The following is a 21288-nucleotide window of genomic DNA, read 5'->3' as shown; positions in this document are numbered from 1 at the left end:
GCCAGACTGATCCATAGTTTCTCCACACCCCGCTTCACACAGTGTCGACGGGTATGCACACACGATGCACAGCTTCATGAACAGTAGCTACTTGGAGTACTCGCCAGCAACGTCTACCGTCATCCCGGCGCGACGTGGCTGGGTGCTTTGGGGCGCGGGTGTGGGGACCTTGACCTACGCTTCGAACATTGGCGTATCGAATGCCTGTTCGAATGCTTGTGTTAGGGTGTTTGTGGCGGGGGAGGTGTAGGGTCAGTGACGGTCGTAGATGATCTGGCGCGCCCAGGCATGGACGCAGTTCCACCCAGTGAAGATTTCGGCCGTCAACCACCGCAGGACTTAGCCGCTGAGCAGTCGGTGTTGGGCGGGATGCTGTTGAGTAAGGACGCCATTGCTGACGTTCTCGAGCGGCTGCGTTCTGGTGACTTTTATCGTCCAGCACACCAGAATATCTACGAAGCGATCCTGGATCTGTACGGGCGTGGGGAGCCGGCCGACGCGGTGACGGTGGCCGCCGAATTGGACCGCCGCGGATTGTTACGCCGGATCGGTGGCGCCCCTTATCTGCACACCTTGATTTCGACGGTGCCGACCGCCGCCAATGCAGGCTACTATGCGGGCATCGTCGCTGAAAAAGCGCTGCTGCGTCGACTAGTGGAGGCCGGCACGCGAGTGGTGCAGTACGGCTACGCCGGCGCTGAGGGTGCCGACGTGGCCGAGGTGGTCGACCGCGCGCAGGCAGAAATCTACGACGTAGCCGAGTGCCGGCTTTCTGAGAACTACGTATCTCTCGAGGATCTACTGCAGCCGACGATGGATGACCTCGACGCTATCGCTTCCAACGGGGGCATCTCGCGTGGCGCGCCGACTGGCTTTACCGAACTCGATGAGGTAACCAACGGTTTGCATCCGGGACAGATGATCATCGTGGCGGCTCGCCCAGGTGTGGGCAAGGCGCTCGCGCTGGATACACCGCTGCCCACACCGACTGGCTGGACGGCGATGGGTGATGTTGCTGTCGGTGATGAGTTGCTGGCCGCCGACGAAACACCGACGCGTGTGGTGGCCGCGACCGAGGTCATGCTGGGTCGGCCATGTTACGAGATCGAGTTTTCCGACGGTACCGTCATTGTCGCAGACGCCCAGCACCAATGGCCGACGAGTTACGGCATCCGGACGTCGGCCCAGTTACGTTGTGGGCTGGACACTATCGCTGTGGCTGGGTCCATACCGCGCTATGCCGGGCGACTGGTCACGGCCGCATTGATGGCTCCGGTGCTGCGCATCAATTCAGTACGACGGGTGCGCAGCGTTCCGGTGCGATGTGTCGAAGTGGACAATACTGCACATCTGTATCTGGCTGGTCGCGGGATGGTGCCGACGCACAACTCGACCCTTGGGCTGGACTTCATGCGGTCGTGTTCGATCAAGCATCGCCTGGCGAGCGTTATCTTCTCGCTGGAGATGAGCAAGTCCGAGATCGTAATGCGGCTGCTTTCGGCAGAGGCAAAAATCAAGCTTGCTGATATGCGTTCGGGCCGGATGACCGACGATGACTGGACACGGTTGGCGCGGCGGATGAGCGAAATCAGTGAGGCGCCACTGTATATCGACGATTCACCGAACCTGACCATGATGGAGATCCGCGCCAAGGCGCGCCGGCTGCGGCAAAAGACGAACTTGAAGCTCGTCGTGGTCGACTACCTTCAGTTGATGACTTCAGGCAAGCGGTTCGAGTCGCGACAGGTGGAAGTCTCGGAGTTCTCCCGCCATCTCAAATTGTTGGCCAAAGAACTCGAGGTCCCGGTGGTGGCGATCAGCCAGCTGAATCGTGGTCCCGAGCAGCGTACCGACAAGAAGCCGATGTTGTCTGATTTGCGGGAGTCGGGAAGCCTAGAGCAGGATGCCGACGTCGTGATCTTGCTGCATCGGCCGGATGCCTTCGATCGCGACGACCCGCGTGGAGGCGAGGCGGACTTGATTCTCGCCAAGCATCGCAACGGCCCAACCAAGACAGTCACTGTTGCGCATCAACTGCACTTGTCGCGATTCACCAATATGGCAAGGTAATAGACATCAGTTGTCGAGATGCAGCGAAGATTGACAAAATTGCAGTGATCGGTTGGCAACATAGTTGGTTTAGTTAAACAACATGGCTGACATATTCGGATGGATCATGGTCGACGAAAGACATCACAACCCCGCGCCGGGCTAGCAGAACGTATTCGACAGCTTCCCTCGAAAGCGTGTTTTGATCCTTACAGCCACTCTATTTCAGGATTTCAAGGCAGAAGAGCTATCCGATCGAAGGGGGGGATCGATAGACTGCTACACCTTCCGCAAAATTATGCAGCGCATCGCGCAACAGGATATCGTCGCCCAGCGTGCCCAGTGAACTTTTCTTTACGTATCGCGAAGATAACTATCATCACGTTCTTGACGAAGTCATGCAGATGCGAGGGTAGTAGCAATATTTGCGTATTAGAATTCTATGTTTGTAGTTGATCATTCGATCCAAGGACTACGACACTTCTACGAAGATGAGTTACGACATCGGATGGTAACAGCGGTGTGCTCAGTGAATCATGCGCGTCAAATCCGCGGTGTGCACCAAGAGTGCGGTGTAGAAGCCCGAGAGATGCACAGCGGACAGCCATCGGAAAGAGAGAGTAAGAGGACAGTCCGCACTAAGTGCACAACGGCAGCTTGTATGCGATCGTGCAGGTGCAGATGTTGGGCGAGGAATTCGATCATCCACCCCCCCTTTCGTCGTCGTATTCCGGACGTTCCGATCGCTAAGTCCCTGTATTCAGTTCGTCGGTAGGACCGTGTGCGCCAACGTATAGAGCGGCACCCGGTCACGCCTAAAACTAGGGGATCATCGTCTCCCACGTCGGGCTCAATCTCGATCGGTTCTGGGACGATTTCAAATATATCGATGACGAAGACCAGCAACTGGTCCACGAATGGTTCTACTCTCCCTGCGGACAAGATATGGATGTCACGCAGGAAGATTATTGACCGATTTTTCCGATCTCTACTTGGATCCAGATGACGGCACGCTCATCGACAACGCCATGAACGTGATTTTGGAACAGGGGTTGGATTTCGAGACACATGGATTAGACTGTGAAAAACTGCAGCGGCGTTTGCAGCACGCGTGCAACCGCAGGCAGCCCGCCCCGCCCGAGCAGATTCCGGTGCCGCCGCAAGTCTGCAGGCAGATGATACGCGAACGACTCAACGAACCAGAATCAATCGGCCGCGAACCGGACCTGTTAAGCATTGGGTTGAGTGCGCAGGCGAACGGCGTCTTGCATTCCTAGGGGCCACCGGAGCACAGAATAATCTCGGTCATGATGAGCCGTGCCATCAATGCACTACCTGGTTATCAAGAACAATCCGCGTTGTGGTCAGAATAACGATGCACTCCGGCAAGCTATAGACGCGCTCGACGAAATCATCGATAGAGTTTAAACGCATAGCACAGGAATGCTAGACAATTGCGCTTAATAAACCTTTTCTAATGAAACTGGAAATTTGTCCAGCCAGGAAATCCTGCTGCTGCAAGCATGGCAAGGTGCACACGATCGCTCGTGGAGGTCAGAAATTGGTCGTAAAAGCATCTGTACCTGTTTCGTCCAAATATGGCTACTGTATCTTCTGGGTCGAAATGATACTGAAGCAGGAGATAATTCGGATAGGAGATTTTCGCGTACAACTTGGAAGGAAATTCAGCCCGCGTAGTTTTCCCGATATGAAAGTATATTGACATCGCTGACCGTAGAAATAAGGGAGCTGTGGTACAACGATTAAGGTAAACGTGTTAGTCGCCCCGGAAACTGACACGGCGTTGCTTAATGGGAAATTGTAATATACTGGAATATCGGCGATTAAGACTGTGCGGCGTTATGGATTGGGCTGGCGACTTATATTACCTGACCCAGGCGAACGCAATGGAGTTGAGCTGCGTAAGAGCTGTACCGTACGTACCTTAACTGATCGTCCAATTCCAGAGAGTAACAAACCGTTGCTCTGTCTTTCTGTTCGCCCAAGGTGGGCAGTTGTATCCCCTAGAGCTATAGCAAGGCGAATTTTTCACATGTTTGGACCTACTGAGACTAAGACTTTAGTGTAGAACTCGCCAAGAAAATTGCTCAAGAGGATGAGACGTTCCTAATTGCGTCGAAGAGGTGCAGCGGACGTCGGCATAACACGATACGGGAGTTGCTTCGACGCGACGATGCTGGGTGTCGAGAGTGGCGAGTCGTTTGACTACGTTTAAGCTGAGATGCTCGCCTACCCTGACGAAACTTCGAATCAGTAGGTAAGTTTGTAACGTCTAATCAACCTTGACTGGATATTTTAGTTGATGGTATCGGTAAGCTACTGACGAACATCGATGCTCAACTCGATGAAGAGCTCCGGTTCAGCATGCCGTGTACGACTCCGATGACCTATAAACTCGAAGTGGTCAGGCTTGAAGATTAACTCCTTGACCAACTGCAATGAGCTAGTGGTACAACAGAATTTACCTCAAAATACCGTTGATCCATACGGTGTTGTAGGTTTTATCTTCGATAATATAGGCAGCTACCTGATTACACAGGGGCACGAGCCACAAGATAGGACCAGTTGACTACTATTTTGAATCTGATGAATTTTATTGCTGCCCAAGAAGTTTCTCGTGACGACATCCTTAATATCCAGTATTGTGCCCCTGCAGGACGACGGGCCGACCTCTACCAATGAGATCAGACGCGAACTCGATTCCATCCGATGATGCACGTGTTGTCCTGAGTTGCGGCTGCTGGATAAGATTCCATCAGTACTACCTCGACGTTCATGATGATTTTCTGCCGAGAAGAAAAGTAGAGCAGGATAAGTCAAATCTCCTTGAAACTCCGCTTAGAATGGAGATTTCAACTCGTCGGTGAATGTAGCGTAAGCAGGGTAGGAAATCGACGATAATAACTTAAAATTTGAAGATTAAGAGCAAGACTTCAGTCGAAGACCGGGACCTCAAGTGTGGCAGCACAGTTTACTTAGTTACATTCGGGACCGAGCAAAAAATTGTGCATATTTCGTATATATTTTGTGTGCGATCAAACCGTAGCAGTACTCGAATTGTCACGCAACAGTTTAGTGTCTATGAGATTCTTAATTTTCAGCCCTATTTTCTTTGGTTTGGATCTAGAGGGCCAGTAGTTATCAGAGTCTATAGTCGGCATCTGTTCGATCATTCTGAAACAGAAGATCTAGGAAACTTTTAGTAGGTGTGGATGACACCGCGGTAATACGGGCTGTGGTGACGAATAGCCGAGCTTGTACACTTCTTCATGCCAGCCACAATACAGGCAAGATTGACAAGCTTTCGTACCGTGCCGAAGTTTTGTCCAAGCAGCCTGGCGAGTCCGGTCAATCTTCGCTGCATCTTGACGTCGGTTGTAGAACCCCATTTATTGTGGGGGAATCTCACCAATCGGCACGGTCAGCGTGGTAAGGGATCCGCCAGGGTGGTGAGATAAATGGATTGTTCAATCCCGAGTCTGCACCTACGACCCCAAAAACGGGCAGCGGGTCGTAAATAGCGAGGATGCCCGCCACTAAAGGCTTCAGCCAAGTCGGGGCAGGTGGTTAAACACGGTCGGCCACCGTTAGGACCTACATCGCGAAGCGGCAGCTGCTCAAGTGCTGACATCCGGCTATGGTTAGAATTCAATTCAGTATTACGAACTCACTATACTACCACCGAAGTTGTCGATGGCCTGGACAAACCAATCACACACGTTGCAATTTATAACATCGAACAGGGACTTCGATGAACTAATGCCGTCGACGTTCGACGGCTCGTTACCGTTCGACGGGCTTCTTAGCGACTATTCGTTCGTGGTGTCCCTATGCAAATGCTTGGTCCGGTGTAGAAATGGGCCGGACTGTGGCAGCGATTGGAGCTCAACATCGGCGTCGTCCCGGTGCAGATTGCCGTTGAACGGCGAAAAATTTATATACTATAGTTTACCGGTAGGAGCTCACCGACGACTAGACTCCTCGATAACTGTAGATCGTCGTGCACACCGATCCCGTACGGATCTATCCATTTGCGTACGGAAATGAGCTTACCACAAATTCTCGCTATTTTGGTGTTCTCAGAAGCTCAAAATCTCACACCGAATTGCAGTATGACGGTGAGCTTGACAATATGCGTTACATTGAGCTGCTTCGGACAGACAACGAAGTTACGGATGGCCGATCGTGCGGCTTTCGTTGGTGTGGAGCCAATCTAACCATAAAGCCCCTGCGAAATTTTCGCAGAGTTTGTGCGCTACGGTGCACGTTCGATTCATGTTAGGGAGAGAAATTCGAGGTGCTTAGCAAATAGATAAACGTATGATCTGATACATACTGATCGCGTGCCCCTTAGGAAATGAAGTGAATCGTGAGACAAATTGTGTGCTGTCGCTATGAGGCGGAGAAAAAACCAGTTCAGACGAGTTTCTAGATGCAGTCGAACGTAGCGATTTACATCGGTAGTTTTTCTCAGTGGATGATTTGCTAAAAAGAGGAGAATCCCGTCCGATAACGGTCGGTATTGACGTGCTCCCAGCTTACGATTGCTATCGATGCATTTCGTGTTCTTTCTGATTAGGTTGCGTGCAGTTATGACGTACAGCTATTGATCAGGATTCACTAGAATTGTCAAAAGTATATTGTTCACACTGGTGAAGTACTGGACATCGTAGCGATGATAAAATGTAGCGAGCTTTGTCTTTTGTGGACTGGCGATAATTCCAGGCGCGACTCAGGCGTTGGCTCCGATATGCACCCCGAAGCCGGTGGCGGGTTCATCGATGAATACAGGAACCACGAAACCGTTGTTTCCGAGGCAATCTAGTTATATAAGACACGCCGAGGACAAGGCCGCTGTTGTCGAGGCTCGAGGTTATGAGCAAGGACTCAAAATTTTGGTCAGCTCACATTTTTGCGAACGTCACTAATTCGAGGTTACTGGACATAGACTGCATGTAGTAACCTCATATCCTCAATGTCGACCAACGCTTCGATCCAGGCGTTCATTGACTGACGATCGTCCTCTGCGTACCTTTTTATCAGGTTGTATTGGCAGTCAGAGAGACTCAACACGAACACCTTTGCATCGTTAGGTGGTAACGTACGTTGTCCGCCCCCGTGGGGTTGCAGATACGCACAAAGCGCAGCTGCATTTGTTGATGCACAACGGTGACGTCCAAGCGTTGATCCTATTGTTCTGTCTAAGCTTTCGGTGCAGAACGTTACGGTTTTAGAAGTCCGCCACCGAGGTGAGAAAATCGCTCCTGTCCTCTTGGTGAGAACATTGGGAAACTGCGGATGGCATGGTCGTAATCCGCCACGAAAATGAAAACCTACAAGGAACGCACCCGTATCCCCAGCGTCTGGGGCCCACAACCGTATCGTAATTGATGCTTTCGCAGCGTGATCTTCGGCGTTACAAGAGCATTCATCCCCAAACGGGAACGAGGCGCTTGTACGGCAACTCAGTACGCGAGAGGATCCTCAGATCGAGGTACCCTATATTGGCCTTCGCTAACCTTGTCGAGAAACTTGGTGAATGCGCGTTTAGCGCAGCATTGGCCTCGATTGAGCCGATCAGCACAGCGGGTACACCATCTGGCGGCAACCGCTGAGCGGTCATGTACGTCAACTGGGATGTCGCTACCCAGTGGCTGCTCGACGACTCGTCGTGTACTGCATCACCGAACGTTTGGGAGCTAAGAGCGGGAATGGACCGTCGTCATTCAGCAGAAATCGGCAGTGAATCTGCCGGAACCATCAACGGGTTGGTGATCGAACCACCGTCGGTGGTAGGCGGGTAAGCCATCTATCTCGACAGAAAGCATGAGCGGCATCGGCACGACAGCCCGTGTCGCTGATTCGGGATCATTGACACGTTCGGAGTAAGTGCAAAAAGACATCGGAAATTCTAGTGCACCACGATGGTTTTTGGGGGTGTTGGCGTTGCCTACCCTCGATGGCCACTCTATCGGAGTCATCCGAACAGGCAGAGTGGCCAGGCTTTCTCTGGCCTTGGCCGACGATAACGGTGGTTCGGATGCCGACGGCAAGCAGCTAACCACGATCGCGGCCAGGCACAACACTGCCGTTGCCTACACCGATCTACGCATACCGACTCCTTCAATGTTGAGTTACTTTAAGACCTGATGAAGTTCGTGGCTCTGACCCGTGGGCGAAGTGTTGGACAGGAAGAATGGTCTCAAGTCTTTGTACGGAAAGGGTATCGAGATAATCTTATTATTATGAGTATTATTATAAGCGATCAGGTGTTGTCTTGGGGATCGGCGCTTCCGGAGGAATTGTTGAAATTGCAACGCGAGTTGGTGCGGTTCGATGGACTACGCTATGAGCTGGTGTTAGGTCGGGCTGTGCTACCCTATTTCTAGGTGTGCAGTACAACGCCGGCACAGCCTACTCAGCAGTGGGCTACCGGTGCCCATCCAAGTGTTACTCAATACAAACCTGTGAGATCAAATGAGCCTGAAATCAAACAAAGACCTAGGCTTCTTAAGACCAGGGGACTCACTGGCGAGTACCGGCTACTACGCGCCATAGCAAAGCGCATTGTCCATAACCTAGTTTGGTCTGCTAGACCATGGTTGCCTCCTGGAGCAACCCAACTTTCGTTGCTGATCTGCGCCAACCTCGTCGAACGAGGTTGGCGCAGAAGGCTTAGTCTTAACCCCCCTTTAGTTGCGTAAACCTCCACAGCGCCGGAGTTTACTCCATTACTGCTGGTAACCTGTTCGAAGCCCGAGATCGCTGCAGAGTTTTGCTTGAACAGCTTCTCCAGGTCAGCTTCTCGCGTTGCTCCAGGTTCCAGTTGATCGCATTCGGGCAGTTTTCGTTTCGGCAGTAGCCAGCGATCGTGTCGACCACATTGACCGGTACTCGCCAGTGGCTTCAAGTCCGTTGCCTTTGCCTCTTGGCTCCGCCGCAATCTAAAGCAGGCCAGCCGCTGTCAGGATCGCGAAGTAACGTCGTTCTGTGTTAGTGTCTTTGATCGTCACCAGGTACCATAGCCACGGTTTTTTCGGTGTCGAACGCGCGAACCACACCGTAATCACGCCCACTCGTAGCGCCCAGGACCGCGTTGGCTGATGGAGCACAGATGTAGTGTCGTGAATGAAATAACCGCAGCAATGCCAGCAGCCCAGTAGTTATCGTATTCAACGATCTGCTGCGATAGTCGGTGTCCTGGCCCAACAGAAACGAGTTCACCGATTCGCCAGACAAGCCCCGGATTCCTAAAGACATCCGGTTAGGAACCCGTTTGCGACACTGCGATAGTTATCGCTGGTCGATAAAACCAATCCATACTCGTCGGTTAGGTAATCAGCGAACTGTTCGATCACCACAATCACAACCACTCGATGGGAATACCGGTTTGGCTGTTGTAACCACTCCTATCCGTTGGAAATTCCTCAACAGCAGTTGCATTTCCTGCAACGTCAAACGCCGATACACCCGACAGATTGCCGTCTCGCTGGTCTTGCGCAAACAGCTCAACCTGAGTTAGAGGAAATTCGCCTGGAAAGAGCTAATATTCACTAGCCTCCGGCTTAAATGCGCCATCAGCCAGCCGCTTAGGTCACTTGCCGGCCTCACGTACCGAGTACCCCAGTGTAGCTAACCCCCTCATGGAAAACCTGCCGCATCATCCCTGTAGCGACGATACTTGCCACCCTCGATGGTAATAATGGCCTACTCATGATCACGCCTCTGCTTCCCGGGCACCTTGCTCCGGTAAAGCCAGCATCAACCCAATGGCCGTTCAAAATTATGCCGAAAACCCCACTTAAAGCCGCTTTACCAAGCGTAATAACCATCTAATCGGCGTAATCGGACCTCGGCATTTCCACGACGAGTGGCATGCACAGTGTGCGTCACGCACCGCGCTGTTGTACCCCGACTGTAGCCGTAGAGAAATTCAAAGGGAAGTTCGTGGGGCTGGTGGCTTACTTAGACCCGAAAAGTTAGCAGGGACAAGAGGATGCCGGAGAACCGAAGTGCCAGTTCCAGGCGTTGGCGACAGTGTTGAGGGAATCTATGCCAGGGTGTCGTCCACCCTGCAGAAAAGAACGGGATGATCGCATCACAGACCGAGGTGCTACGCACCAGCGCCGAACAGCCAGTATCCCTGGCTGCGTTAGTGTTGCGACGTTGACGATGCTCTTTTGGGGTTGATCGGGCAGAAAGTCGAGCAGATCAAATTTCGGTTGACAACGTTTTTGTGCGAAGCAGCGGATTCAATTGGAATGAATATTCACAGAAATCTATCTTGGCCGCCTACGTCGCAGACATCCGATCATGCGTGGGCAGCCGCGAGTGCTTTGGGTCTACTCCGGATGTGGTGGTCATCGGTGGTGGTGGCCGTTTCGCGCTCTTTGTCGTATTGCTACGCGCGTCGTATTGGGTGAGCCAACGGCAGGTGCTGATGCTGTGTTTGCATATCTCTCGGCGCCCTGGTGCGATAGGTCACTGGTGTGGCGGACAGATTGATTGTACTGGCTATCTGACAGGCCGAATCGACTGTCGCTATCCTGTGTGTTCTGGATCGGTTGCAGCCCCAGCTGCTTGGGAAATGTTAATAGCCTCGGCGATGTTGTTGACATCGCCCGGAGGAATTTCCACTGCAATCCAATAATCTGCAGGGTTCGCAGCCAGCTTGTGTTTGAGTTTATCGCGCATCGGCACCTAGTTGTGCCCGCGCATATAGTTTGTGAGGAATGGCTCATCCCGCGTCAGCATCGGAGATGCCCAAGATCTTATGGAACTAACCAAACTGCTTATAGGTTATCATTGCCAGCACCATTCTGCCGTAACCGGTCATGAAGGTGTAGTACGGAGCGAGATACCCAGATTCCCGTTGCCCATCGAACGTTAAATCTTTTGGCCAGAACATAACTTGCTGATTGGTTAGCCGGCGCACAGATTGACACGGACATTAGGTTGATTTCGACATGTTAGCCGCCTCTGGATCGGTAGCGTAGCATGCGGTGTCGACAGGATGTTGACTGTCACAAACAACTCCACTAGGATTTCGATCAAGGCTACCCAGGCATTGGTCAGGGTGTCCGAATCGGTCCCGGTGATAACTCGTTAATTCGTCAAGTGCCGACACTAGCAGATCGTAGACAGCAAGGTGGAGGATCTCGACAGTACCGAAGGCCGGGATACTCCAGTACACTAGTGGAGGGTGTATCTTGCTGATCGACGGTTCATCCAGGGCGAACCACTCCATCGTTTTGGGGCGAAAGTTTTCCACCAGTTTGTCGCCGTGCTCGGCTAAATTTTTTGGTCACACTTACACGTAGATCCGCTGCATCGTTCCAGTCGATCACGATACTGCGCTTATTGCGATTGATGCCGATATAGTAGTGTTTTCGTCATCGACGAACGGAGGATTCCGGTCTCTGGTGTTATCGCTGTTTGGTCGTTCCACTTCGACGACTTCTGTTCTCAGGTAACCCTTAGTCGGGGTGAACAAAGGACCCGCGAGTACTTCGGGAAAAGTCGGCTACTAGCAGATGTGAAAGCGGTAGAGGAGCTATCTGATTCAGAATTTCCTGGATAGATAGTTCGAACACCGTTGCTGCCGAGCTTTTCGCATGGCTCTGCGACGGTATAGAACCCACGTTTGGCTTGTTTACGGCGCGACGTTGGTGTCACGGCTGTCGAGCTGTTCGAGGGTCAGGTTGCTGATCGGATGGGTTACGACCGCGGAGTTGAGACCAGCCATTCTGTGCGGTTTACGCCGCAGTCCGGGCCTCATTTTCGAATTCAGTCGTAACAATGACCATGGTTGGCAGTCCAGCGGATTCATGGGTGAACCACATCGTTGACGAACGCTGAGTAGCAAGATCCGTACGTATCGATCGCGGTCAGTGCGAAGTCGTTTTCGAATGTGATCTTCCTAATCAGTTCGGGGCTGGCATCCGACGAGCAGTGAAGTCCACCGAGGTGAGTGAGCCCATGATCAGTCAGTTCGCGTTCCATTTGGTGTTGCTCAGCACGCCTAAAGCGTAGGACCCAGTGCTGCAGGATCGGTTCACCGTGGGGATGGTTGCCACCTCGATCACGTTGCAGGGGTCCTCGATAACACCTGTCACTCTATTTGGTGATGATTCACGGGGAGATTTCAGAGCTGGCAGATGTCGTTAGGGCAGGCAAGTTTCGTGGATTACCGCGCTGCTGGTGACAATTGTTTGGGTCGTCGTTAATGGCTTACAGCATAAGTGTAGTCGTGGTACATCACCTCGGCAGGAACGCCGAAGATCGGCCGGTTGCTCCATTCGCCACGAACAGGTGGATGTCGTAGGGAGTAAAGACGATTAGCACTTGTCTGCTAGACATGCGCCAGATGCCACTTCGGCAGATTGTGGTTGTAGGTGCGTTCTTGGGGAGTTACATGGCGATTGTCCGTAACTGACGTCGTCCCAATCGTTGGTGCCGTTGGGCCACAGGTAGCTACGAACGTCGTTGCGGGACCAACCGAAGAACACTATGGCGCTTGGCGCTAAGGAGATGGAATCCAGAATCCGTTGCGGGTCATCCGAGATATACGTGGTCATGCTGTGCGGTACCCCGACAGGTCGGTTTTTGTGGGGTGCTGTACGTCAGTGTTCGACGCGATACGACGTCCGCGGGTTGGTATTTTTGTTCTTGGAGCTGCAAAACGTGTACTTGTCGGGGTAGTCGAGGGTGCTCTTGTCGAGTTCACTCGGAATGCCGCCTACGGTGAGCAAGATCAGTCAAAGCATGCGGCTGATGGTGGCATTGGTGCGGTTATCCGAACCGAACACGTTTGCCGCCGGCGTTCATCCCGATCCGGCAGGCTACGGGGCCGTTGACCACAGTTAGAGGTGCTACCACATGAGTGGTGGCCTGCATGCCGTTGAGGTTGAACTGATCATCGATCAACACAAGAACGGCTGTCCATGCTACCGGTGCATATTCAGGCTTGCAGCCGGACAGTGCCATGCTGACGGCCAGCAGCTCACGCGTCAGGCAGTTCATCGTGGTGGAATGCGCGCCACTAGTCCTTCGGGGTCTCCGCCCAATATCTCCACGGCTATAGCGACGCTCTCCGGCTTGGCTGGCACCACCGGTAGCTCATCGCTACACGGCTGCTCAACAGTAGATACTTCGACGAGATCGAGCTCTTCGGTGGACGTAGCGGTCACTTAAATGAATGCTTTTCTCGGTCGATCTACCTTGCTATAACAACAGAAGGTTCGTCACATCATCACTGTCCAAGACACATCCGGTCAGTTGATCCCGCATTGGTATCTGTTTGCCCGTTTGGTGCTCGCCAGCGGCGACATCCGCTGTTACTGCGATGGATTGTGTTCTGACGAAGTTTTACGATAGATCATATTTGGTTAATGAATAGCTCGCGAATGCTTTACGGTCCTTTGGGTGCGCCGCAGTCCGATTGTGCATGACTCTTGACCACTGTTATCTCCAAGCCATGAGCGCTGAGTCCAATGCACCTTGTAGGGAATTCGGCGAATCTAAACAAACGTAGTTCATTTCCGGTGTTGGTATCGTAGTGGCGGCGAGCTTCTTTTCAGATACTGGATATGAGGTAATGACGTTTGGTGCTACCCACGTTTTTCACTGGAACATCGGGCACGTTGGCAGCGGCACTCGGTGTATTCGACGGGGTCAGTGAAGCTGGTCGGCGGCCCTTTGGCTGACGACCCAAATAAGCGGAGACTCATCTCGGCTGGTAGCTCTCTACGCCGCTCGGCTCGTGTGCAGCTGGCGCCGCTGAGTCTGGCATCGGCCCACGTCCTGGTATTTGAGCGTGAACGAGCCAGCGACCACCTCTGGGCGCGGCGGTGATGGACCCTTTGGTTGGTGGCCTGCTTGGGCCTCCAGCCGGCGCTGTATCTGGCCGCCATTACTCTTTGATCTCTCTTCGCCGTGGTGGCGATCGTTGTGATCGGCCTGTGAGCCTCGTAGGCGGGTTGATTCCATGGCCGAATCGGCACCGCGGAGGTTGGAATTAAAAGTATTGTGGGACGCCGGTATGTTGCCGGCTGCAGTGTTCGAGTTCGTCGATCTCGCGACAACCTTGTTGGTTCTTTGCGCAACGCAGTTGTTGAGTTCGCCGCACTGCACTGCGACCGAGGCGACGTCGCTCGCTATCCGCATTTATGCAGAGCACAATGTAGTTGTGACGGTGGCTTCACAGTCCTGTACGTCGTCTCTTAAAATCGTTTATGGATTCTTGACCGGTGTACCGCATAGTGTGTTCGTGATGACACTGGGTTTCGCTTTGATCTAGGCGGGTATCGCGCCATCGATGTGCTCGCCGCGGTCTAGTTAACCTTAGTGGCAGCAGTGGTTGCCACACCGGTGCTGCTTTCGGTTATGTGGCAGTGTGAATGACGGTGGCCGTCGTTACGGCAGGTATGTTGCGACTGTAGGCAAGCTACGATGAGAAGCTGGCAGTCTCAACAGCTGATTTGGTGTTACCGGAGCGCAATGGGCTAGCGATTAATTTTAGGTTTAGTCACCGAATTGTCATCACCAACCAGTTGCATTTTCGCCCAAGGCTTCAGTTAGCATGCGTTAGCCTTAGGTGTCGCTTTCACCCATACCGTCTTCGATGTTCCATACCGGAATAGCTTTCGACGACGTGTAGTGCTTCAACGTCTTCTGGACACCGCATCTCGGGCCCGATGCCGCTCTCGTCTCCCAACCTTGTCGGACGTGCCATACAGCGTCTGCAGATTGAGATCGCTTAATTCAGGGCGGCAAATGGGCGAGACCCTTTAACAATTCCACGATCGATTCGTTGACATTGCCACTGCTTGTCATGCGTACTAGCCGGCATAGCGCTTCGTCATAGTCGCAGTTCGACTTTTTCCAGCTGCCGACCATGGAAATCCAGAATCTCAATCGCAGATACTGACAAAAACTGAACGGTCATTTAACTAACTTCAGTATAATGCGGAGATTAGTAGTTAAAAAATGTTACGATATGTCTACGACATCGTCGAGTTGTGTTATGCTGAGTTGTCCACGGAAAGTTGGCACCGTGTAACTGACGGCCATCGTATCGGTGCAGGAGCACACAGTAGCCGAGCTTCGCAAGTGAAACAGCACGCTGATTTTGCCGAAGTATTATTCAGGATCCGGTCACTTTGACAAAGTCCTTACCGCCGTTAGCCAATTTATACACAATCTCGAACCCACCTTCAGATACCACGTAGATATGCTTTCCTACTGTGCTCTACGTGAACAGCACGGCACCGTCCTTCACATACACCGTTTCGGATGGCAGATTCGTTGACGAAGCTGCGGATACCAGCTCGATTACCCGGTTGGTCAACGGCAACAGTCGACCGTCATGGGTCGCAACCACCACTACACCGTTGGCTCCGTTCGCTCTGCGCGCGCGAGCGGATGAGCTGCAGCACCTCCTCCACCTGGATGAAATCGAGGTACGCAGTTGGTTCGTCGGTGAGGATCAGGGCGGATCCGGTGTGGATCGCGCGAGCAGCGGCACAGCGTTGCTGCTGAGCGCCGCTCAAGTCACCCATGCGGTGCTTCTATTCGTTCTGCGAGATTGACCCGCGTCCCCGACTCCACATCGCAGTTTAAGCCGCTGATCGGCTGTACGGCGTACCCACTGCTGGAGTATTTCAACGTCGAGATCCTGATTGTTTAGCTTTTGCCCATCTCTCAGGGACTTCCAAACGCGAGTGCCGTATCGACCTCGATCACACACTGCAATCTAGCGACGCTGGCCAGCTGCCTGATTGTCACTGTGATAACCGTTCGTGTCGCGAAAGCGCTAGCAGGAATCGCGACAATCATCGGGAACAACGGTGCCATCAGCAGCGCAAGAATGCCGCTTACCACTGTGGAAAGTAGCTTGATCACGACCAATTCATGGTGGTAAAAACTCATGCCACCGTTCGAGTACGGGGAGATAGACAACTGATTTGATAATAGGCACCGCTGCGCCCCACAACAAAACCGCAAGGATCGTGATCGCGTCCACATGCAACTGTTAATGGGTGTATCCGATCGTTGACAGCGACTCCTTTATCGGCGGTCTTATACCCGGTCGGGAGCTGTGTTGCATTGCCTACGACAAGCAGCGTGACTATTGCATATGTATAACAATATCTTAGAAGTCCTCGGTGGTTTCTTGCCCCGACTCGACGTCCTTGTTGGATGCCTTCACATCCACTTGCAGCGGACCGGCTGGCGCTTATTGCCAAGATCAGACCCTATCTTCTGGCGGTCAAGGCCCGTGAGGTGCCGCTACTCATCTTTGGTGATGCTACAGCTATAATTTTCGCTAAGAAATTTCCTAGATAATTTATTATTGTTAATAATAGCAGCGAAATAGTTCGGGATATTGATATCAGGAGCGGCGTGCATCTACGTATCGTAGTAGCCAGGTGATCTAGCAGGTGCCCTGTGCGGAAAAATAGATATTGGCTTTGAGTGCAGCAGTAAAAACATGAATCATGTATAGTAACGTACCGGTTGGTTTCAGCAACACTTTAATAGACAATCCCATACCTTATTGTCCTCGAAAATGCATGTCGTTGTACGGATAAATAATAACAAGGCCAGTTAGGTTTTTCTGTACATCACGTCGGTCATGTTCCTTAAAACCCCTACGTCGAACGAACATCGATGTAGCTCCTCGAAATGTATACTTATGATTAACCCCGACGGCTTGTTTAATGGCTCGTTTAGCGGTCCATCGTGCGGCTGGAGGCTGAAGCCTCCAGGGTGGATAACATCTCTAGGTTTAGTGCGCATCGCGGTCAAACGGAGTGCGTAGTTCGTGTAAGGCGACGGCGGTAGAAACACGAGCCTACTCTAGCGCCGCCTTGGCATGCTCTTGCTCATTTCCGATGCGGTCTAGTATTCTCTTGACGATCTCGACGGCTTAAAGCACGTCGCGGAACTGGGCTTTTTCTGGTCTGGACTGGGCTTGGATGGCACGAGTTTGCTAGGCTAGCAGCCGGAACTGATTAACCATGATCAACGAGATCACCCAACCGACTGGAACTGTTCCGCCTATGATTCTGGCACCGATCAACAAACACTTGCTAAGTGCACTTCGTTCATCTGATGCTGCTTTTCGGTCAACGGTGCCGCTACCGTAATCGAGGTCGGACCTGTCGAGAAGGTACGGACGCTGTATTTGCACGCCGTGGATGGTGGTGTTTGAGTATTCTTAGTGTGAGTTTGGGCAGGATGATATCAGTCGGGCACTGATGCGGTCACTCCAATTCATTCGTGTATTATGTATATAGGTTGTCATCGATGGGGGCCAGTTAGGATATGGTTTGCTACACGTTTTGAGCAGGGCGTCCATATCGTCGAGGCTGCTGACTGAATCAAGGTGACGGTCGAGCTGACTGTATTGATCGTGGGTGACGCTAGTCCACACTCACGCGCCCAGGGGGGAAAGACGAGAGTAATCATCGATAGTTGCCCAAAGATGACGATGGTTCGCAGTGAAAGCACACGCATCGGCAGTGGTATCCCGAACATGCGTATGTAGGGATCCGTCACCGAGTGTGTTGCGGGAGTAATGCACCCACCGTGTGGTTGACCGGTGGCATGTCCCGGCAACGCTTTATCTTTGTCATCTGTCCTTTCCTTTTATTTTTATCCGGCTTGGCCATCGCTCTCGGGAATGAGCTGTATCTCGTCGTCTGTCTACGACAGCACGCCCAACCCGCCCCGGAGTCGGCGACCGAATCCAATGGTCACCTTAATTTCCAACTGCTGACCGGAGGCCGGGCTGTGGATGCCCAAACTCATGGCCGCTGCGCACTTGCTACGTATGTTGGAGCCGCGATACTAATAGCCGCCGTTATAACGCAGAGCCCTCAACATCTGACCAACAGTTACGCTGGGAGAACAATCATGAGCGCCGAGCAGCCGACCATTATCTACACGCTGACCGACGAGGCGCCGCTGTTAGCGACCTACGCCTTTCTGCCGATAGTGCGTGCCTTTACCAAGCCGGCGGGTATTAAGATCCAGACTAGCGACATCTCCTTGGCAGCACGCATCCTGGCTGAGTTTCCCGATTACCTGACCGAAGAGCAACGTGTGCCGGACAACCTTGCCGAACTGGGCCGGTTGACGCAGTTACCGGACACCAACATCGTCAAATTGCCGAACATCAGTGCTTCGGTTCCGCAGTTGATGGCCGCCATCAAGGAGTTGCAGGCCAAGGGTTTCAAGCTTCCAGACTATCCGCCATCTCCGAAGTCTGATCAGGAAATCGACATCCGTAACCGCTACGGCAAATGCCTTGGCAGCGCTGTGAACCCGGTTCTGCGGGAGGGTAACTCCGACCGCCGCGTACCCAAGGTGGTGAAGGAGTACGCACGTAACAACCCGCACAGCATGGGCGAATGGTCGATGGCCTCGCGCACACACGTCGCGACCATGCGGCACGGCGACTTCTATCACGGCGAGAAGTCGATGACTTTAGACCGCGCGCGAGACGTGAAGATGGAGCTGGCCACCAAGAAAGGCAAGACGGTCGTGCTTAAGCCCAAGGTGTCGCTACGGGACGGTGACATCATCGACAGCATGTTCATGAGCAAGAAAGCCCTGTGCGAGTTCTACGAGGAGCAGATGGAGGATGCTCGCAAGACCGGTGTGATGTTCTCACTGCACGTTAAGGCGACGATGATGAAGGTGTCCCACCCTATCGTCTTCGGACACGCGGTGAAAACCTTCTACAAGGAAGCCTTCACCAAGCACCAGGCTCTGTTCGGGGAACTGGGCGTAAACGTCAACAACGGGTTAGTCGATCTCTACAGTAAGATTAGAACGCTGCCCGCATCGCAGCGCGATGAGATCATCCAAGACCTACACGCGTGCCACGAGCACCGACCCGAGTTGGCCATGGTCGACTCAGCTCTCGGAATTTCGAACTTCCATTCACCTAGTGACGTCATCGTGGACGCTTCGATGCCAGCAATGATCCGTGCGGGAGGTAAGATGTATGGTGCCGACGGACGGACCAAGGACACCAAGGCCGTGAACCCCGAGTCCACATTTTCCCGTATCTACCAGGAAATCATCAACTTTTGCAAGACCAACGGCGCTTTCGATCCGGCTACTATGGGCACCGTCCCCAACGTCGGTCTCATGGCGCAACAGGCTGAGGAGTACGGTTCGCACGACAAGACATTCGAGGTTCCTGAGGACGGCGTAGCCAACATCGTGGACCTCGTGACGGGCGAGGTGCTCTTGACCCAGAATGTAGAAACTGGTGATATATGGCGTCTGTGCGTCGTTACCGACGCGGCAATTCGCGACTGGGTCAAGCTGGCTGTCACCCGTGCGTGCAACTCTGATATGCCGGTATTGTTTTGGTTGGACCCGTACCGTCCACACGAGAATGAGTTGATCAAAAAGGTCCGGGCGTACCTGAAGGACCATGACACCAGTGGTCTCGATATCCAGATTATGTCGCAAGTGCGCTCCATGCGTTACACGTGCGAACGCCTGATCCGCGGGCTAAATACCATCGCCGCCACTGGCAACATTCTGCGGGATTACCTCACCGATCTGTTCCCGATATTGGAGCTAGGTACCAGCGCCAAAATGTTGTCCATCGTGCCGATGATGGCCGGTGGCGGGATGTATGAAACAGGGGCGGGTGGATCGGCGCCCAAGCACGTCAAGCAGTTTGTCGAAGAGAATCATCTGCGGTGGGACTCGCTGGGTGAGTTCCTCGCGCTGGCCGTCAGCCTGGAAGACCTAGGCATCAAGACTGGCAATGAGAGGGCCAAGGTCTTAGCTAAGACGCTGGATGCCGCAACCGGAAAGTTGCTGGAAAACAGGAAGAGTCCGTCACGCAAGGCCGGTGAGCTCGACAACCGTGGAAGCCAGTTTTACCTCGCCATGTACTGGGCTCAAGAGCTTGCCACGCAAACTGATGACCAACAGCTGCGGAACCACTTCACCCCACTGGCCGAAACGTTGGCCAAGAACGAATACACTATCGTTACTGAGCTCAACGAGGACCAAGGCAAGGCGGTCGATATCGGTGGCTATTATGCACCGGATGCTGAGCTGACCAAGGCGGTGATGCGGCCGAGCGCTGTGTTCAATGCTGCGTTGGCGGCCGTGCAAGGTAGTTAAGGCACCTCGCTTTTCGGCCCTTGTGTCGCTGTCGCCGACATGCGAGTTCACCCATCGAAACACGAGTCGTGGGCAACACCAACGGCTGGGCCGCATTGGTTGCCATTGGCTACGTTTCGGTGAATATTAAACGAACTTCAGACGCACGACACCAGCTCCTTAATGAAAACCACGTAGTGCACAGAATTTGCCATCGAGTGGGCAAAATTTCACCGTCATCGGAAAGGATCCGTGATGTGGTTGATATCGATTTTTGCTGCTGGACATACCGAACTCGATGCCCGTCTTCCAAAAGTTGTCGGCCTGGGTGGCACAGTGTTGACCCACCGGTGTTTTGACGCCCAAGCTACCCTTGGCCGCTGCTATGAGCGTGGTTCCAATTATGCCTTGGCGCGCATCCTCGGACTGCTTCGACCCGTGGGCGCCCGTAACCCCGTCCCTATAGTTGGTGTTGTCCAGCGGTGACTGGCTCGATTCCAGCTTGGCGTGCCGGTGTATGGATGACTACGACCACCTCCTCTACAACGGCTACTATGGCTCAACCGATGTCGATATCGGCGTACTGGCCGACACCGGCCAAACTACGGCATGTCCAGGAAACCGTAGGGAGGCTGGTTGCGGGATGCCCGGTAAGTATCTTCGACAGAAGCTACTGTCCCGTCGGTACGTGCATGGCCGGACGTATCTTCGTTGGCGGTGCACCAACGTTTTCGGGCTGCACGGACGGCTCGGTTGTGGGAAAGGCGAAGTCATCATTGACTAGATTGCTAGCACCTGCAAAATGGCCTTTTCTACCATTCGTGCAGGCTGTACATCAGCGGTAGATACGATGAGATGATTGTGTCGGGGCGAGAATCTTTATCCAGGTGTGCTGGAAAACGCGCTTGCCGAGCATCATGGTATCGCCGAGAATGCGGTCGTAGGTGTCTCTGACAAAACGAGTAGTTAGGGCAATGACTTGTTGTGTTTAGCGTGCTACGGCATGCAATGACGTTATCGATGAGCCGGATATAAGAGAGTACTTGAAGGGCAAGGTATCTAGTTTTGAACAGACCAGAT

13 protein-coding genes and 1 pseudogene are annotated in these 21288 nt (G+C 53.0%); 9 read left to right on the top strand and 5 right to left on the bottom strand.

The window, feature by feature from the left end; genetic code table 11:
• Nucleotides 1-255: 255 nt before the first annotated feature.
• The 4 genes from dnaB (at nt 256) to MLPF_RS15180 (ending at nt 8459) form a co-directional block, all read left to right on the top strand.
• Nucleotides 256-2070, top strand: coding sequence for a replicative DNA helicase (gene dnaB / locus MLPF_RS15195; protein WP_045844005.1), 1815 nt, complete (start codon nt 256-258; stop codon nt 2068-2070).
• 947 nt (nt 2071-3017) lie between these two features.
• Nucleotides 3018-3326 carry a hypothetical protein gene (locus tag MLPF_RS15190; RefSeq protein ID WP_045844004.1) on the top strand — a complete coding sequence of 103 codons (309 nt, stop codon included), beginning with the start codon at nt 3018-3020 and terminating at the stop codon, nt 3324-3326.
• Nucleotides 3327-7959: 4633 nt separating this feature from the next.
• Complete coding sequence (locus MLPF_RS15185; protein ID WP_237817220.1) at nt 7960-8220, top strand: hypothetical protein; 261 nt, start codon at nt 7960-7962, stop codon at nt 8218-8220.
• Nucleotides 8221-8315: 95 nt separating this feature from the next.
• Nucleotides 8316-8459, top strand: coding sequence for a hypothetical protein (locus MLPF_RS15180; protein WP_156147339.1), 144 nt, complete (start codon nt 8316-8318; stop codon nt 8457-8459).
• A gap of 604 nt (nt 8460-9063) precedes the next feature.
• Here MLPF_RS15180 and MLPF_RS15175 read toward each other — a convergent pair.
• The 5 genes and pseudogenes from MLPF_RS15175 to MLPF_RS15160 all read right to left on the bottom strand — a co-directional run bounded on the left by MLPF_RS15175 (nt 9064) and on the right by MLPF_RS15160 (nt 13259).
• Complete coding sequence (locus MLPF_RS15175; RefSeq protein ID WP_156147338.1) at nt 9064-9330, bottom strand: hypothetical protein; 267 nt, start codon at nt 9328-9330, stop codon at nt 9064-9066.
• A gap of 1281 nt (nt 9331-10611) precedes the next feature.
• Nucleotides 10612-10764 carry a hypothetical protein gene (locus MLPF_RS15170; RefSeq protein ID WP_156147337.1) on the bottom strand — a complete coding sequence of 51 codons (153 nt, stop codon included), beginning with the start codon at nt 10762-10764 and terminating at the stop codon, nt 10612-10614.
• 256 nt (nt 10765-11020) lie between these two features.
• Nucleotides 11021-11356 (bottom strand): annotated as a pseudogene (locus MLPF_RS18185) (CoA transferase); the annotation flags it as partial.
• A gap of 1505 nt (nt 11357-12861) precedes the next feature.
• Entirely contained in the window at nt 12862-13092 is a 231-nt protein-coding gene (locus MLPF_RS15165) for a hypothetical protein (RefSeq protein WP_050039420.1), read from the bottom strand.
• Nucleotides 13089-13259 (bottom strand): hypothetical protein, encoded by a 171-nt coding sequence (locus MLPF_RS15160; RefSeq protein ID WP_156147336.1) that lies wholly within the window; start codon nt 13257-13259, stop codon nt 13089-13091. The genes MLPF_RS15165 and MLPF_RS15160 overlap by 4 nt, the downstream gene beginning before the upstream one ends.
• Before the next feature lie 836 nt (nt 13260-14095).
• Between MLPF_RS15160 and MLPF_RS15155 the strand changes: the two genes are divergently transcribed.
• The 5 genes from MLPF_RS15155 (at nt 14096) to MLPF_RS15135 (ending at nt 20992) form a co-directional block, all read left to right on the top strand.
• On the top strand, nt 14096-14368 hold the full coding sequence (locus MLPF_RS15155) for a hypothetical protein (protein ID WP_156147335.1): 273 nt from the start codon (nt 14096-14098) through the stop codon (nt 14366-14368).
• A gap of 946 nt (nt 14369-15314) precedes the next feature.
• Nucleotides 15315-15659, top strand: a complete 345-nt coding sequence (locus MLPF_RS18180) for a hypothetical protein (protein ID WP_045843999.1) — start codon at nt 15315-15317, stop codon at nt 15657-15659.
• Nucleotides 15660-17988: 2329 nt separating this feature from the next.
• Nucleotides 17989-20229 (top strand): NADP-dependent isocitrate dehydrogenase, encoded by a 2241-nt coding sequence (locus MLPF_RS15145; RefSeq protein ID WP_045843998.1) that lies wholly within the window; start codon nt 17989-17991, stop codon nt 20227-20229.
• A gap of 234 nt (nt 20230-20463) precedes the next feature.
• Nucleotides 20464-20694, top strand: a complete 231-nt coding sequence (locus tag MLPF_RS15140; protein ID WP_156147334.1) for a hypothetical protein — start codon at nt 20464-20466, stop codon at nt 20692-20694.
• Entirely contained in the window at nt 20678-20992 is a 315-nt protein-coding gene (locus tag MLPF_RS15135; protein ID WP_237756052.1) for a hypothetical protein, read from the top strand. Before MLPF_RS15140 ends, MLPF_RS15135 begins: the two co-directional genes overlap by 17 nt.
• Nucleotides 20993-21288: the final 296 nt, after the last annotated feature.

This window comes from Mycobacterium lepromatosis, from assembly GCF_000975265.2.
Lineage (GTDB): Bacteria > Actinomycetota > Actinomycetes > Mycobacteriales > Mycobacteriaceae > Mycobacterium > Mycobacterium lepromatosis.
Note: the sequence above shows the minus strand (reverse complement) of the source record. Positions and strands in the feature narration are given on the sequence as shown.